Consider the following 15,070-nt stretch of genomic DNA (forward strand, 5'->3'; position numbering starts at 1 on the left):
CGGGAGGCGAATGGATATGATGTTTGGTCGATTTACAGAAAGAGCGCAAAAAGTATTGGCATTGGCACAGGAAGAGGCATTGCGCCTAGGCCATAATAATATTGGAACAGAGCATATCTTACTTGGACTGGTAAGAGAAGGGGAAGGGATTGCTGCAAAAGCATTAATTGCCCTTGGCTTGGGACCGGAAAAAATTCAAAAAGAAGTAGAAAATCTTATTGGAAGAGGGCAGGACAGTGGCCAATCGATTCCTCACTATACACCAAGAGCGAAGAAGGTCATTGAGCTTTCCATGGATGAAGCCCGTAAACTTGGTCATTCTTATGTAGGAACAGAGCACGTGCTGCTTGGTTTGATCCGTGAGGGAGAAGGGGTTGCGGCACGAGTATTGAACAACTTGGGAGTGAGCTTAAACAAGGCTCGCCAGCAAGTGTTGCAGCTGCTTGGAAGCAATGAGTCTTCCGGAGGACATTCAGGTGGAGCTTCTGCCAATGTGAATACGCCTACACTTGATAGCCTGGCAAGGGACCTGACAGCAGTCGCACGTGAAGGCAGCTTGGATCCTGTTATCGGACGAAGCAAAGAAATTCAGCGTGTAATTGAGGTACTTAGCCGCAGAACAAAAAATAACCCGGTGTTGATCGGGGAGCCTGGTGTAGGTAAAACGGCCATTGCAGAAGGACTTGCACAGCAAATTGTGAGCAATGAAGTACCGGAAATCCTTCGAGATAAGCGTGTAATGACACTTGACATGGGTACGGTTGTAGCTGGTACGAAATATCGTGGGGAGTTTGAGGACCGCTTGAAAAAGGTGATGGATGAGATCCGTCAAGCAGGTAACATCATTCTTTTCATTGACGAACTTCATACATTAATCGGTGCCGGTGGAGCAGAGGGTGCCATTGACGCATCCAATATCTTAAAACCATCCTTAGCTCGTGGAGAGTTGCAATGTATCGGTGCCACAACGCTTGATGAGTACCGTAAATATATCGAAAAAGATGCAGCACTTGAGCGTCGTTTCCAGCCGATCACAGTGGATGAGCCGACAACAGCGGAGTCCATTCAGATTCTGACAGGACTGCGTGACCGTTATGAAGCGCACCATCGTGTATCCATCACGGATGAGGCGATTGAGCAGGCGGTTAAGCTTTCCGACCGTTACATTTCTGACCGCTTCCTGCCGGATAAAGCGATTGATCTAATTGATGAGGCGGGATCAAAAGTTCGCCTTCGTTCTTTCACCACTCCTCCTAACTTGAAGGAGTTAGAAGTGAAGCTTGAGTCAGTGAGGAACGAGAAGGATGCTGCAGTGCAGAGCCAGGAGTTTGAAAAAGCTGCGTCTTTAAGAGATACCGAACAACGTCTTCGTGAACAATTAGAAGAAACGAAGAAAACGTGGAAAGAAAAGCAAGGACAAGAGAATTCCGAGGTGACAGTAGAAGATATTGCGATGGTGGTCTCTAGCTGGACGGGAATTCCGGTTTCAAAACTTGCACAAACAGAAACAGATAAACTGTTAAACATGGAATCTTTATTGCACTCCCGTGTTATCGGACAGGATGAAGCGGTTAAAGCAGTATCAAAAGCCGTTCGTCGAGCACGTGCCGGCTTGAAGGATCCGAAACGTCCAATTGGTTCCTTCATATTCCTTGGGCCGACTGGGGTAGGTAAAACAGAGCTTGCAAGAGCACTGGCGGAATCTATCTTTGGTGATGAGGATGCCATGATCCGTATTGATATGTCTGAGTATATGGAGAAGCATTCGACTTCCCGTCTTGTCGGTTCCCCTCCAGGGTATGTCGGATATGATGAAGGCGGCCAGCTGACGGAGAAGGTTCGACGTAAACCGTATTCTGTTATTCTTTTAGATGAAATTGAAAAGGCACATCCTGATGTGTTCAATATTTTATTACAAGTGTTAGAGGATGGCCGCCTGACGGATTCAAAGGGTCGTACAGTGGACTTCCGAAACACGCTTGTCATTATGACGTCAAATGTTGGGGCAGACGCATTAAAGCGCAACAAATACGTCGGCTTTAATGTACAGGATGAAAACCAAAACTATAAAGACATGAAAGGGAAAGTGATGGAGGAGCTGAAAAAGGCGTTCCGTCCGGAGTTCCTGAACCGTGTTGATGAAATGATAGTGTTCCACTCTTTAGAGAAGACACACTTGAAAGAAATCGTTACCCTGCTTTCTGAGCAGTTAACGAAACGCCTGAAAGAGCAGGATATCGATTTGGAGCTGACAGAAGCTGCAAAAGAAAAGATTTCAGAAGAAGGATACGATCCGGAATACGGTGCAAGACCGTTGCGCCGTGCGATCCAAAAACATGTGGAAGATAAACTTTCAGAAGAACTGTTAAAAGGTAATATTGAGAAAGGCAAGAAAATCTCCTTGGATGTTGTAGATGGGGAATTTGTTGTCCGTGATGTGGAGATAGTAAAATAAGGTTGCTGGTCGTTTGCATGGCTGTATAGAAGTGGAGGTAAGCTCTTGATATAAGGGCTTTCCTCCTTTCTTGTATTTTCCAATGGTTAAGATTAGCGTAATTTATGTGAAATAAGGTATCATAAAAGAAGGAAAACAATGGTATTTTTATAACACTCTTTTCATAAAGATTATTGTTCAAATAGAGAGGGTTTTTGGATGGCAAAGCGTAAGACAAAGTTTATGTGTAAGGAATGCGGGTATGAGTCACCTAAGTGGATGGGGAAATGTCCTGGGTGCAACGCGTGGAATACGATGGTGGAGGAGCTAGAAGAGTCCAGGACGCCGAGGCGCGGAGGTTTTACAACGTCTTCCTCTACACTGGCAAGAAAAGCAGAATCCATCACCAAAGTGGAAAATATAAAGCAATCCAGGATATATACAGATATGGATGAGTGCAATAGAGTGCTTGGTGGCGGGTTGGTCCAAGGATCCCTTGTACTGATTGGAGGAGACCCCGGTATTGGAAAGTCGACTTTATTGCTGCAGGTGTGCAGTCAACTAGCATTAAAAAAACATCGTGTCCTATACATATCGGGGGAAGAATCTGTTCAGCAAACAAAGCTGCGGGCAGACCGTTTAGGTGTACAGGCAGAAGAGTTGTTTGTTTTATCAGAAACGGACTTTGAACTTGTTGCAAAAGCGGTGGACGATGTACAACCGACCTTGCTTGTTGTCGATTCCATCCAAACCGTTTACCATCCTGCTGTTACCTCCGCTCCTGGGAGTGTGTCACAGGTTAGAGAATGTACGGCTGAGTTGATGCGGATCGCTAAGACAAAGAATATTGCTGTCTTCATCGTAGGTCATGTCACGAAAGAAGGTTCTATTGCAGGGCCCCGTCTTTTAGAACATATGGTGGATACGGTGTTATATTTTGAAGGAGAAAGGCACCATACGTATCGTATTTTGCGTTCGGTTAAAAATAGATTCGGTTCGACAAATGAGATTGGTATTTTTGAAATGAAGGAAGAAGGTTTGACGGAAGTGAAGAACCCGTCTGAAATCTTTTTAGAAGAACGGTCAAAAGGAGCTGCAGGTTCCACCGTAGTAGCGTCTATGGAAGGTACAAGGCCCGTATTGGTAGAAATCCAGGCATTGATCTCTCCAACGGGGTACGGAAATCCAAGAAGAATGGCGACAGGAATCGATCACAACAGGGTATCGCTTATAATGGCAGTGCTTGAAAAAAGAGTCGGGCTGTTGCTGCAAAATCAGGATGCCTACTTGAAAGTGGCAGGAGGGGTTAAACTCGATGAGCCGGCCATTGACCTTGCTGTTGCGGTCAGCATTGCCTCCAGTTTCCGTAACCAAACGTCTGAACCAACAGATGTGGTGATAGGGGAAGTGGGACTGACAGGTGAGATTAGAAGGGTGTCCCGCATTGAGCAACGTGTTCAAGAAGCGGCAAAGCTTGGGTTCAAACGAGTAATCATACCGGCGAAAAACCTGGGAGGCTGGACCATTCCGAAAGAGGTTAATGTGATAGGAGTCAACACCATCGAACAGGCTCTTCAATATACTCTAGGGGGATAGAGATGGAAGAACAACGGCAGAAAGAAAAAATAATGGCAGATACCTTACAGTTTATCGCACCCGGAACACCTATTCGGGAAGGGATTAACAATATTCTTCGTTCTCAAACCGGCGGACTTGTGGTCGTGGGTTTCAATGATAAAGTGAAAGAGATGGTAGACGGCGGCTTTTCGATCAATTGTCCATTCAGCCCGGCTTATGTATATGAGTTGGCCAAAATGGATGGTGCCATCATCTTGAATGAAAAAGGGACGAAGATACTCTATGCTAACGCGCAACTAACACCTAATTCCACTATCATTTCCACAGAAACTGGAATGAGGCATCGAACGGCAGAACGTGTGGCTAAGCAGACTGGCTGTCTTGTTGTCGCCATCTCCCAGCGCCGTAATGTCATTACCTTGTATAAAGGCGACTTCCGTTATGCACTGCGGGATATCGGGGTTATTTTTACAAAGGCGAACCAAGCAATACAAACATTGGAAAAATATAAAACCGTACTAGATCAAGGGATTACCAATCTTGGTGCTTTAGAATTTGAAGAACAAGTATCATTATCGGAACTTTTACAGGTGATACATCGTATAGAAATGGTACTAAGGATTAAAAATGAAATTTTAAGCTATATCAATGAGCTTGGAACGGAAGGCAGACTGATCCGGCTGCAAATGACAGAACTTCTTGCCCATATTGAAGAAGAAGCCATTCTCCTCATAAAAGATTATTGCGTTGATAAAGAGATGGATGCATTCATGATTTTAAGGCGTTTGCAGGAGTTGGCAAATACGGATTTATTAGATGATGCTGTTATCTTGAAGATGCTTGGGTATTCAGGATTTATGAATCCAGATGAAATCGTCCTCCCAAGAGGATATCGAGTTTTGCATAAGATTCCAAGACTTCCACCGCTTGTCATCGAAAACCTTGTCTGCAAGTTCTGGAATTTGAAGCAGATTCTGAACGCTACAGTGGAGGAATTAGATGATGTGGATGGGATTGGTGAGGTACGGGCCCGGAAAATTAAAGAGGGATTGAAACGGATACAGGATCAGTTATTAATTGATCGACAAATGTAAGCCGTAAAACCAGGAATGTGACAAAATCCTTACAAAAGTAAATTAAAAGTTTTTTCGACGTTTTATTTAAAGGAAACTGTTTATAATGAATAAAGGGAGGTGAGGCAATGTTAAGGCGTACGGTTCAACTGTTCTTTTTAATTCTTGGCGGAACATTGGGGATCTTTTTCATTCCCGAGCTGTTTTCACTCTTGAATCTAGGGGATATCCCTTTTCTTACGAAGCCTTATACTGTTGCTATTTTAGGAGCAATTATATTTTTTATCCTTACTTTTTGGTTAGTGGATTATGTTGTAGGATTCATTAAATGGATTGAGGAATCTTTAGTGAAAGCGCCTGTTACCGATGTGTTATTTGGTAGTTTAGGGCTGATTTTCGGACTGATTGTCGCTTATCTGGCAGTTATTCCATTAGAGAGAATCCCATTTGTCAGCGCCATATTCCCTATTTTCATTACCATTCTATTAGGATATCTTGGTTTTCAAGTAGGTTTCAAAAAACGAGATGAACTGGTAAATCTATTTTCTATTTCCTCAAAATTCGGGAAGAAAAAATCAGTAGAAGATGACGAGTTGGATTTATCCTCAAAGAAGCTGAAAATCTTGGATACAAGCGTTATTATTGATGGCCGGGTTGCGGATATTTGCCAAACCGGTTTTCTAGAAGGGACCATCGTCATTCCGCGATTTGTTCTAGAAGAGCTTCAGCATATCGCTGACTCATCAGACGTATTAAAACGTAATCGTGGTCGCCGTGGTTTAGATATTCTAAACAGGATCCAAAAGGAATTAGCGATAAAAGTAGAGATATATGAAGGTAATTTTGAAGACATTCAGGAAGTGGACTCCAAGCTTGTGAAGCTAGCAAAATTAACGTCCGGTGTTGTCGTTACCAATGACTTTAATTTAAACAAAGTATGTGAGCTCCAAGGTGTGGAAGTATTAAATATCAACGACCTAGCAAATGCGGTAAAGCCTGTCGTGCTTCCTGGCGAAGAGCTGACTGTACAAGTCATTAAAGACGGAAAAGAACATAATCAAGGTGTCGCGTACCTTGATGACGGAACTATGATTGTAGTAGAAGAAGGCCGTGATTATATCGGCAAGCACATCCAAGTTCTAGTCACAAGCGTCCTCCAGACATCTGCCGGACGAATGATCTTTGCCAAGCCCAAACAACTGGAACGGGCAGCCTTATAAGTAAATAGTAGTAACCTTTACCCTCTTAAGCTTTGCTTAGAGGGTAAAAGTTATTTTGTGCTAAAATTCAACACCCACGGGAGAGTATATAATGAACTATCAAGTAATCGTACTAGCAGCAGGACAGGGCAAGCGGATGAAGGCTGGAAAAAACAAGCAGTTCATCGAGCTTGAGGGGAAACCTGTCATCATACATACCTTATCCGTCTTTGAAGCGGATCCTTGGTGCATGGAAATCAAACTAGTCATCAATGAAAAAGAAAAAGATATATTCAAAGAACTTCAACACCAATATCCCGTACAAAAAATAAAAGAAATGGTCATTGGTGGAGAAGAGCGGCAGGATAGCGTGTATAATGGGCTTACATCGCTTCAATCAGCAGAAATTGTACTTGTTCATGATGGAGCAAGGCCTTTTATTTCTCAAGAAGTCATTCACCATCTAGTGAAAAAAGCGGCCAAAGAAGGGGCAGCTATAGTAGGGGTGCCTGTTAAAGATACGATCAAACGTGTTAGCAAGGCGGGAGTGGTGGAACAAACAGTGGAGCGGTCTAGTTTATGGTCCATTCAAACACCTCAAGCTTTTCGATATGCTATCCTAAAAGAGGCGCATGATAAGGCAAAAGCAGAGAACTACTTAGGGACCGACGAAGCAAGTCTCGTAGAACGCATCCATGTGCCGGTACACATAGTAGAAGGTGAATACGAAAACTTCAAGCTGACCACACCCGAAGACATAATCCTTGCAAAAGCTTTTCTACAAAAATAATATTCTATAATAGATGAGGTGCACTATGTTTCGAATTGGACAAGGTTTTGACGTACATCAGTTTGCAGAAGGCAGACCACTAATAATCGGAGGCATCACTATCCCTTACGAAAAAGGGCTACTCGGACACTCTGATGCCGACGTACTTTTACATACAATCTCTGATGCATGCCTAGGCGCAATCGGAGAAGGAGATATCGGAAAACACTTCCCTGACACTGATCCGGCATTTAAAAATGCAGACTCCGCTGTTTTAATGGAACAGGTATGGGCAATAGTAAAAGAAAAAGGCTATACACTTGGAAATGTGGACTGTACCATCATTGCACAAAAACCAAAAATGGCCCCACATATCGAACCGATGCGCAAACGAATAGCGGAATTACTAGAAGCGGACGTGGAACAGGTCAACGTGAAAGCGACCACCACCGAAAAACTCGGCTTCACCGGCAGAGAAGAAGGAATCGCCGCCCAAGCAGCTGTCCTTTTGATAAAGAGATAGTTTTTGTAAGACGTGATATCTAGCTGTTGATTGGAGCAAAAGGCGAAGACTCCTCGAAAATGCTACGCATTTTCTTCGTGCGATGTTTCGCTGCCGAAGCCTTCCTTATCCTGAGGGAGATAGCGCTAGGTGGAGACCCCGCAGGCGTAAGCCGAAGGAGGCTCACGTCAGCCCCTAGGAAAGCGAAGCCATTTGCGGAAATCAACAGCGGCGTTATAACAAAGCCATAGAAAGAAATAGCTACGTGCTTCAGCATTTTTATGTTAAAATAATGCTTAGTTTTAAAAACCGTCAGGGCCCGAAAGCCGACGGAAAATGGAGGTAACAAACATGACAGTTCGTGTACGATATGCCCCAAGTCCAACAGGGCACTTACATATAGGAAACGCCAGAACCGCACTATTCAACTACCTGTTTGCACGCAGCCAAGACGGGAAATTCATTATCCGCATTGAAGATACAGACAAAAAGCGTAATATCGCAGGTGGAGAAGAAAGCCAGCTGAAATATTTAAAGTGGCTTGGAATGGACTGGGATGAAAGCGTCGATGTAGGTGGCGAGTATGGACCATACCGCCAATCAGAACGTAATGACATCTACACCAAATTTTATAACGAGCTTTTAGAAAAAAATCTTGCCTATAAATGCTATTGTACGGAAGAGGAGCTTGAGGCGGAGCGCGAAGAACAGATTGCCCGCGGAGAGAACCCTAATTACTCGGGCAAGCACAGCAACTTAACTGCAGAAGAGCAACAAGCATTTGAAGCAGAAGGAAGAGAACCAAGCATTCGCTTCCGCGTTCCAAAGGGAAAAGAAATTAAGTTCAATGACATGGTTAAAGGAGACGTATCTTTTGAATCCGACGGCATTGGTGACTTTGTTATCGTGAAAAAGGACGGAACACCTACTTACAATTTTGCCGTGGCGGTTGATGACCATTTGATGCAGATTTCCCACGTTCTTCGTGGAGATGATCATATCTCGAACACGCCAAAACAAATCATGATTTTTGAAGCTCTAGGCTGGGATGTTCCTGTGTTCGGTCATATGACATTGATTGTGAACGAAAGCCGCAAGAAATTAAGTAAACGTGATGAGTCCATCATCCAGTTTATTGAGCAATATGAGGAGCTTGGCTATTTGCCTGAAGCTTTGTTCAACTTTATTGCCTTGCTTGGTTGGTCTCCGGTCGGCGAAGAGGAAGTCTTCTCCAAGGATCAATTCATTGAGATCTTTGATACGGCTCGTTTATCCAAATCACCAGCTGTATTTGATACAAACAAATTAACATGGATGAACAACCAATACATCAAAACAATGGACCTGGATCGACTTGTTGACATGTCCTTGCCGCACCTAATAAAAGCAGGTCGTCTGGAAGAGACAATGACAGAGGATCAGAAGGTTTGGGCAAAAGAACTTATCGGACTTTACCAAGAGCAGATGAGTTTTGGAGCAGAAATTGTGGAACTGACGGAAATGTTCTTCCAAACGCACATCGAATACGATGAAGAGGCAAAAGCTGTCTTAGCTGAAGAACAAGTACCGGAAGTAATGGCTGCCTTCCATAATGAATTGGAAACGATGGAGGACTTTTCTGTAGACAACATCAAAGCTGCAACGAAGGCCGTTCAAAAAGCAACCGGACATAAAGGGAAAAAGCTTTTCATGCCAATCCGGGTGGCAACGACTGGCCAAACACATGGTCGTGACCTGCCGCAAACGATCCATCTATTAGGGAAAGAAACAGTTTTAGCGAGATTGTCGAAGCTAATTGGTTAACATTTTCCGTAAAACATAATATGATAGAACTACCATCTTTAAAAACGAGATAACCATTAATGAATGTTGAAGAGGAGAGTAGGAAAAGTACATCCTTTCCAGAGAGAATCGCCATGGCTGTAAGCGATTCATGTGATGACTTTTTTGAAATGCACCTCAGAGTCTGTTACTAAAAGGCCTTATAGCCGAGTAAGTGACAGCGGCAACCTCCCGTTACGAGGCTTAAGTGGGGATGTGGGTCCTTTTATTAGCAACCCATATCCAAACAGAGTGGAACCGCGCTATAAGCGTCTCTGTGTCAATGACACGGAGGCGTTTTTATTTTGAGAAAATGGTGATCCAAATAGTATCACCTAATCCCCTGTTGACTGAAGAGCAGGGAGTGAGACTCCGGCGGTAGGTAGCGGTAGGTTGAGACTCCGCAACGAAGTGAGGAGGCTCAAGCACCGCCCCGCGGAAAGCGAACTCCCGGAGCGAAAGGAAACAGGAAGTTAACCAATTCAAAATTAATAATTGGAAAAAAGAAAGGAGGTTCACTCCATGTTTCGCAAACTAAAGGAAGACATTGAAGTGGTATTTGAACAAGATCCCGCTGCAAGAAATTACTTCGAAGTAATTTTAACTTACTCGGGTCTACATGCTGTATGGGCCCACCGGATCGCGCACGCTTTTTTTAAACGGAAAATGTTTTTCATCGCAAGAGTCATCTCCCAAGTGAGCCGGTTTTTCACCGGAATTGAAATTCATCCAGGTGCCAAAATCGGCCGCAGATTTTTTATTGACCACGGAATGGGAGTTGTCATAGGAGAAACCTGTGAAATTGGGAATAATGTTACTGTCTTCCAAGGAGTAACCCTCGGCGGTACCGGGAAAGAAAAAGGAAAACGACACCCAACCATTCAGGACAACGCACTGATTGCAACAGGTGCCAAAGTATTGGGATCCATTACGATTGGTGAAAACTCTAAGGTTGGAGCGGGTTCGGTTGTATTAAAAGATGTACCTGCCAACTCCACTGTTGTCGGCATTCCAGGCAAAATCGTCATTCAAGACGGAGTAAAGGTGAAAAGGGATTTAAATCATCACGAAATGCCAGATCCGACAGGTGATCGGTTTGTGGAATTGGAAAATCAGATTGCCCGCCTGCAAAATGAACTGCTACTTTTAAAAGAGAGGAAGAAAATAGATGACCATTCATCTTTATAATACATTAACGCGTCAAAAGGAAAAGTTTGTCCCGCTTGAAGAGGGCAAGGTAAAGATGTATGTGTGCGGACCGACCGTATATAACTACATTCATATCGGAAATGCAAGGCCCCCAATCGTGTTTGATACGGTTAGAAGATACTTAGAATACCGCGGCTTTGAAGTGAACTATGTATCTAATTTTACAGATGTGGATGATAAGCTGATCAAGGCTGCCAAGGAATTAGGAGAAGATGTGCCGACCATTGCAGAAAGGTTTATCGCGGCGTACCATGAAGATGTCTCTGCCCTGGGTTGCAAACAAGCAACTGTGCACCCAAGAGTAACGGAAAGCATGGACATTATCATTGAGTTTATTGAGGCATTGATTGAAAAAGGATATGCCTATGAGTCCGGTGGAGATGTTTATTACAAAACTCGCGAATTTAAGGAGTATGGAAAGCTTTCACATCAACCGATAGAGGACCTTCAGCTTGGAACTCGTATCGAAGTGGGAGATAAGAAACAAGATGCACTTGATTTTGTCCTTTGGAAAGCGGCAAAAGAGGGAGAAATCCATTGGGAAAGTCCATGGGGGAAAGGCAGACCAGGTTGGCATATCGAGTGCTCGGCAATGGCTCGCAAATACCTTGGAGACACCATTGATATCCATGCAGGCGGACAGGACTTGTCCTTCCCGCATCATGAAAATGAAATCGCCCAATCCGAGGCGTTGACAGGCAAGACATTTGCTAAGTATTGGCTGCATAATGGGTATATTAATATTGATAACGAAAAAATGTCCAAATCGCTCGGTAACTTCGTGCTGGTTCATGACATTATCAAAAAGCATGACCCGCAATTATTGCGTTTCTTTATGCTTTCGGTTCACTATCGTCATCCCATCAACTATAACGAAGAGTTGCTTCAAAGCACCAATAACGGCCTTGAGCGTATCCGAACAGCTTATGCTAACTTAAAGCATCGTTTGGACAATACAGTAGACCTTGCAACAGATGATACGGAGTGGTTACAAAAGGTAGAAGAGTTTAAAAATGAATTCATCAAAGTAATGGATGATGATTTTAATACAGCCAATGCGATTTCCGTTCTATTTGATATGGCGAAGCAAGCCAACCTTTACTTAAACGGGAAGAATACTTCTGAAAAAGTGTTAAAGGCTTTCATTGCACAGTTTGAAGAATTATTTTCCGTCATCGGTGTATCCCTTACTGCAGAGGAAGAACTATTGGATGAGGAAATCGAAAGCTTAATCCAGCAGCGCATTGATGCAAGGAAAAACCGTGACTTTGCAAGAGCGGATGAAATTCGTGACGAATTAAAAGCGAAAAATATCATCCTCGAAGATACTGCACAAGGCACACGATGGAAAAGAGGATAATAGTAACAATGAGCAATACACAAGTAGATGCAAAGCAATTAAATAGTCTCGCGCTTGCCTATATGGGGGATGCGGTGTATGAAGGATACATCCGCCACCATCTTTTGAAATCCGGGAAGATCCGTCCAAATCAGCTACATCGGGCTGCAACAAACTATGTGTCTGCGAAATCGCAGGCACATCTGCTTCACCAGCTGATGGATCGTGAATTTTTCACGGAAGAAGAACAAGGTGTGATCAGACGGGGACGCAATGCGAAGTCCGGTTCGGTACCAAAAAATACGGACGTGCAGACTTACCGCTACTCCACCGCATTTGAAGCACTGATTGGCTATCATTATTTAAGCGAAGACATAGACCGCATGGAAGAAATCGTGTTTACCTGCATAGAACTGGTAGACAGCAAGAGAGGTGAATAGAGATGACAAAAGAAAAAGAATTTATTATGGGGCGTAACCCGGTGCTAGAGGCACTAAAATCAAATCGTGAAATCAACAAGCTATGGATAGCAGAAGGTGGTCAAAAAGGCTCTATCCAACAGGTAATCGCTATGGCGAAGGAAGCGAATGTCCTCGTACAATTCGTTCCCCGCAAAAAGATTGACCAGATGGTAGAGGGAAATCATCAAGGAGTTGTCGCTTCTGTCGCTGCCTATGATTATGCCGAGCTTGACGATCTGTATAAGGTTGCAGAACAGCGAAACGAAGATCCTTTCTTTCTCATACTAGATGAAATAGAAGATCCGCATAACTTAGGTTCCATCATGCGTACAGCAGATGCAGTAGGGGCACACGGCATCATCATTCCTAAGAGGAGAGCGGTAGGGTTGACCGCCACGGTAGCCAAATCCTCCACAGGAGCCATCGAGCACATCCCGGTAGTGCGAGTAACCAACCTTGCCAGGACAGTGGACGAGCTAAAAGAGCGAGGACTTTGGATCTTCGGAACAGACGCTAAAGGAACCGTTGATTATACGAAAATGGACGGCTCCTTGCCGCTTGGGCTTATTATCGGCAGTGAAGGAAAAGGAATGGCAAGACTTTTAAAAGAAAAATGCGATTTCCTTGTCTCTTTACCGATGGTGGGGAAAGTTACGTCACTAAATGCTTCTGTCGCAGCAAGTCTATTAATGTATGAGGTTTTCCGCAAAAGATTGTCGGCAGGAGAGTAAGGAAGAATGGATATTCTACTGGTAGATGGATATAACATTATCGGTGCGTGGCCGGAGCTGAGGGTCCTGAAAGATCAGGACCTGGCAATGGCCCGTGATATCCTTATTTCTAGAATGGCAGAGTACCAGGCATATACAGGATATAAGGTGATTATTGTCTTTGACGCGCATATGTCACAGGGGATAGAGACGAAATACAAAAATCATCGAGTGGAAGTCATTTATACTCGTGAAAACGAAACAGCCGATGAAAGAATCGAAAAACTTGCCATCAGTTTAAGTGACATTCGAACACAAATCCATGTGGCCACTTCTGACTTTACAGAACAATGGGCCATCTTCGGACAGGGTGCATTGCGAAAATCGGCTCGTGAACTGCTGAATGAGTCAGACGCTATCGAAGCAAGAATAAAAAAACGTGTAACAAAATTTACCAACGAAAAGCCGTCAAAACGCATAGAATTGGACAATGAAATTTCAGCAATTTTCGAAAAATGGCGTCGAGGACAGCGATGAGTGGTTGACGGTCAATTTATGCCTACTGTATAATATTTCTATCTACTGATTCAGTCGGAGGGATAGGTGTGATAGTGAGCGATCCAAGAAATGCTAACAGGATATTAGAGCTTATGGAAGACGAACAGATGGTAGAACTTGTGCATTTAGGTGATAGTGAAGCGCTGGATTATTTAATCAACAAGTATAAGAACTTCGTTCGCGCGAAGGCTAGATCCTATTTTCTTATTGGTGCAGATCGCGAGGATATCGTGCAAGAAGGGATGATAGGTCTATACAAGGCAATCCGGGACTTTAAAGAGGACAAGTTGACTTCTTTCAAGGCGTTTGCCGAACTTTGTATCACAAGACAAATCATTACTGCGATTAAGACTGCTACAAGACAGAAGCACATTCCGTTGAATTCGTACGTTTCCTTGGACAAGCCTATCTATGATGAGGAATCAGACCGTACATTAATGGATGTCATTTCAGGGGCTAAAGTAATGGACCCTGAAGAATTGATTATAAATCAAGAGGAATTTGATGATATAGAAGTTAAGATGGGAGAGTTGCTGAGCGACCTTGAGAGAAAGGTTCTCGCCCTGTACCTGGACGGACGTTCCTATCAAGAAATTTCAGAAGATTTAAACCGGCATGTGAAATCCATCGATAACGCATTGCAAAGGGTAAAACGAAAGTTAGAAAGATACTTGGAACTGAGAGAGATTACTTTATAAGTAGTAAATTCTCTTGTGTTTATGTAAGATGGTTGCGCCTTCAAATCACATTGACTAATTATTACGCCTATGTTACATTTTTAGGGACATCTATGTTTTGGTGGTGTAACACATGCAAAGTAAGGTAGCACTTGCTTGCGCGGCGTGTTCTTCCCGTAACTACTCAACAGTTAAAGGAAAGTCACAAAGTGCAGAGCGATTAGAGATAAAGAAATTTTGTAAGGTTTGTAATGCTCACACCGTTCATCGGGAGACAAAATAGATCAGTATCTGGGGTTGGAGGTTACATGGATGGGACGTTTGACTAATTTTTTTCGTGATGTAGCTCGCGAAATGAAAAAAGTAAGCTGGCCAAAACGCCAGGAACTTACTCGCTACACAATTACAGTAGTAACAACAGTATTGTTTGTAGCAGTGTTTTTCTGGGTTATTGACTTAGGTATTTCCGAGTTAATCCGTGCTTTGATTAACTAATCACTTAAGAGCGAACAATAATTTTTTCCTTATTCTTTTTGCTCTTGAATAAGTAATGTTATATCATGGTATAATGTAAATAATACTTTCTGACAAAAAGCCCGTTCAACGGGTTTTTTCATTTGGAAAAAAACACCCCGGTGTTTTAATAGTTTTACTGATTTTATATAGGTGGTATTCCTTTCGATTAGCCAAACTTCCCCTGTGGATTGTAGTGAAGGGTGTGAGACTCCTGAGGGAGATAG

General features: G+C 43.3%; 15 protein-coding genes and 1 other annotated feature. All 15 genes read left to right on the forward strand.

Annotated elements, in window-relative coordinates:
- Nucleotides 1–16 precede the first annotated feature (16 nt).
- Nucleotides 17–2,455, forward strand: coding sequence for an ATP-dependent protease ATP-binding subunit ClpC (gene clpC / locus B4U37_RS00510; protein ID WP_088016664.1), 2,439 nt, complete (start codon nucleotides 17–19; stop codon nucleotides 2,453–2,455).
- Between the two features lie 198 nt (nucleotides 2,456–2,653).
- A complete protein-coding gene (gene radA / locus B4U37_RS00515) occupies nucleotides 2,654–4,030 on the forward strand; it encodes a DNA repair protein RadA (protein ID WP_088016665.1) in 1,377 nt (458 codons plus the stop codon).
- 2 nt (nucleotides 4,031–4,032) lie between these two features.
- Nucleotides 4,033–5,106 (forward strand): DNA integrity scanning diadenylate cyclase DisA, encoded by a 1,074-nt coding sequence (disA, locus tag B4U37_RS00520; protein WP_088016666.1) that lies wholly within the window; start codon nucleotides 4,033–4,035, stop codon nucleotides 5,104–5,106.
- A gap of 107 nt (nucleotides 5,107–5,213) precedes the next feature.
- Entirely contained in the window at nucleotides 5,214–6,305 is a 1,092-nt protein-coding gene (locus tag B4U37_RS00525) for a PIN/TRAM domain-containing protein (protein WP_088016667.1), read from the forward strand.
- Nucleotides 6,306–6,396: 91 nt separating this feature from the next.
- Nucleotides 6,397–7,074, forward strand: a complete 678-nt coding sequence (ispD, locus tag B4U37_RS00530; protein ID WP_088016668.1) for a 2-C-methyl-D-erythritol 4-phosphate cytidylyltransferase — start codon at nucleotides 6,397–6,399, stop codon at nucleotides 7,072–7,074.
- Nucleotides 7,075–7,099: 25 nt separating this feature from the next.
- The gene (gene ispF, locus B4U37_RS00535; protein WP_088016669.1) at nucleotides 7,100–7,576 is read left to right on the forward strand and encodes a 2-C-methyl-D-erythritol 2,4-cyclodiphosphate synthase; all 477 of its coding nucleotides are present in this window, start codon (nucleotides 7,100–7,102) and stop codon (nucleotides 7,574–7,576) included.
- Between the two features lie 330 nt (nucleotides 7,577–7,906).
- Nucleotides 7,907–9,358 carry a glutamate--tRNA ligase gene (gltX, locus tag B4U37_RS00540; protein ID WP_213084096.1) on the forward strand — a complete coding sequence of 484 codons (1,452 nt, stop codon included), beginning with the start codon at nucleotides 7,907–7,909 and terminating at the stop codon, nucleotides 9,356–9,358.
- A 57-nt stretch (nucleotides 9,359–9,415) separates the two neighbouring features.
- Nucleotides 9,416–9,656: a binding site (T-box leader), on the forward strand.
- A gap of 242 nt (nucleotides 9,657–9,898) precedes the next feature.
- Nucleotides 9,899–10,564, forward strand: coding sequence for a serine O-acetyltransferase (gene cysE / locus B4U37_RS00545; RefSeq protein WP_088016671.1), 666 nt, complete (start codon nucleotides 9,899–9,901; stop codon nucleotides 10,562–10,564).
- Nucleotides 10,545–11,945 carry a cysteine--tRNA ligase gene (gene cysS / locus B4U37_RS00550; protein WP_088016672.1) on the forward strand — a complete coding sequence of 467 codons (1,401 nt, stop codon included), beginning with the start codon at nucleotides 10,545–10,547 and terminating at the stop codon, nucleotides 11,943–11,945. Before cysE ends, cysS begins: the two co-directional genes overlap by 20 nt.
- Before the next feature lie 8 nt (nucleotides 11,946–11,953).
- Complete coding sequence (locus tag B4U37_RS00555; protein WP_010191460.1) at nucleotides 11,954–12,364, forward strand: Mini-ribonuclease 3; 411 nt, start codon at nucleotides 11,954–11,956, stop codon at nucleotides 12,362–12,364.
- 2 nt (nucleotides 12,365–12,366) lie between these two features.
- Nucleotides 12,367–13,116, forward strand: coding sequence for a 23S rRNA (guanosine(2251)-2'-O)-methyltransferase RlmB (gene rlmB, locus B4U37_RS00560; protein ID WP_088016673.1), 750 nt, complete (start codon nucleotides 12,367–12,369; stop codon nucleotides 13,114–13,116).
- Nucleotides 13,117–13,122: 6 nt separating this feature from the next.
- Nucleotides 13,123–13,632 carry an NYN domain-containing protein gene (locus tag B4U37_RS00565; protein ID WP_010191462.1) on the forward strand — a complete coding sequence of 170 codons (510 nt, stop codon included), beginning with the start codon at nucleotides 13,123–13,125 and terminating at the stop codon, nucleotides 13,630–13,632.
- Between the two features lie 113 nt (nucleotides 13,633–13,745).
- Nucleotides 13,746–14,351: an RNA polymerase sporulation sigma factor SigH gene (gene sigH, locus B4U37_RS00570; RefSeq protein ID WP_087942026.1), complete on the forward strand. Its 606-nt coding sequence runs from the start codon at nucleotides 13,746–13,748 to the stop codon at nucleotides 14,349–14,351.
- 112 nt (nucleotides 14,352–14,463) lie between these two features.
- Entirely contained in the window at nucleotides 14,464–14,613 is a 150-nt protein-coding gene (gene rpmG / locus B4U37_RS00575) for a 50S ribosomal protein L33 (RefSeq protein ID WP_088016674.1), read from the forward strand.
- A gap of 29 nt (nucleotides 14,614–14,642) precedes the next feature.
- The gene (gene secE / locus B4U37_RS00580; protein WP_010191465.1) at nucleotides 14,643–14,825 is read left to right on the forward strand and encodes a preprotein translocase subunit SecE; all 183 of its coding nucleotides are present in this window, start codon (nucleotides 14,643–14,645) and stop codon (nucleotides 14,823–14,825) included.
- Nucleotides 14,826–15,070 lie beyond the last annotated feature (245 nt).

Source organism: Sutcliffiella horikoshii (assembly GCF_002157855.1).
GTDB lineage: Bacteria > Bacillota > Bacilli > Bacillales > Bacillaceae_I > Sutcliffiella_A > Sutcliffiella_A horikoshii_C.

Coding starts and splice junctions, on each gene's coding strand:
- clpC (WP_088016664.1), top strand. CDS start 17: ATGATGTTTGGTCGATTTACAGAAAGAGCGCAAAAAGTATTGGCATTG.
- B4U37_RS00565 (WP_010191462.1), top strand. CDS start 13,123: ATGGATATTCTACTGGTAGATGGATATAACATTATCGGTGCGTGGCCG.
- cysS (WP_088016672.1), top strand. CDS start 10,545: ATGACCATTCATCTTTATAATACATTAACGCGTCAAAAGGAAAAGTTT.
- sigH (WP_087942026.1), top strand. CDS start 13,746: ATGGAAGACGAACAGATGGTAGAACTTGTGCATTTAGGTGATAGTGAA.
- rpmG (WP_088016674.1), top strand. CDS start 14,464: ATGCAAAGTAAGGTAGCACTTGCTTGCGCGGCGTGTTCTTCCCGTAAC.
- cysE (WP_088016671.1), top strand. CDS start 9,899: ATGTTTCGCAAACTAAAGGAAGACATTGAAGTGGTATTTGAACAAGAT.
- gltX (WP_213084096.1), top strand. CDS start 7,907: ATGACAGTTCGTGTACGATATGCCCCAAGTCCAACAGGGCACTTACAT.
- B4U37_RS00555 (WP_010191460.1), top strand. CDS start 11,954: ATGAGCAATACACAAGTAGATGCAAAGCAATTAAATAGTCTCGCGCTT.
- ispD (WP_088016668.1), top strand. CDS start 6,397: ATGAACTATCAAGTAATCGTACTAGCAGCAGGACAGGGCAAGCGGATG.
- ispF (WP_088016669.1), top strand. CDS start 7,100: ATGTTTCGAATTGGACAAGGTTTTGACGTACATCAGTTTGCAGAAGGC.
- radA (WP_088016665.1), top strand. CDS start 2,654: ATGGCAAAGCGTAAGACAAAGTTTATGTGTAAGGAATGCGGGTATGAG.
- disA (WP_088016666.1), top strand. CDS start 4,033: ATGGAAGAACAACGGCAGAAAGAAAAAATAATGGCAGATACCTTACAG.
- secE (WP_010191465.1), top strand. CDS start 14,643: ATGGGACGTTTGACTAATTTTTTTCGTGATGTAGCTCGCGAAATGAAA.
- B4U37_RS00525 (WP_088016667.1), top strand. CDS start 5,214: ATGTTAAGGCGTACGGTTCAACTGTTCTTTTTAATTCTTGGCGGAACA.
- rlmB (WP_088016673.1), top strand. CDS start 12,367: ATGACAAAAGAAAAAGAATTTATTATGGGGCGTAACCCGGTGCTAGAG.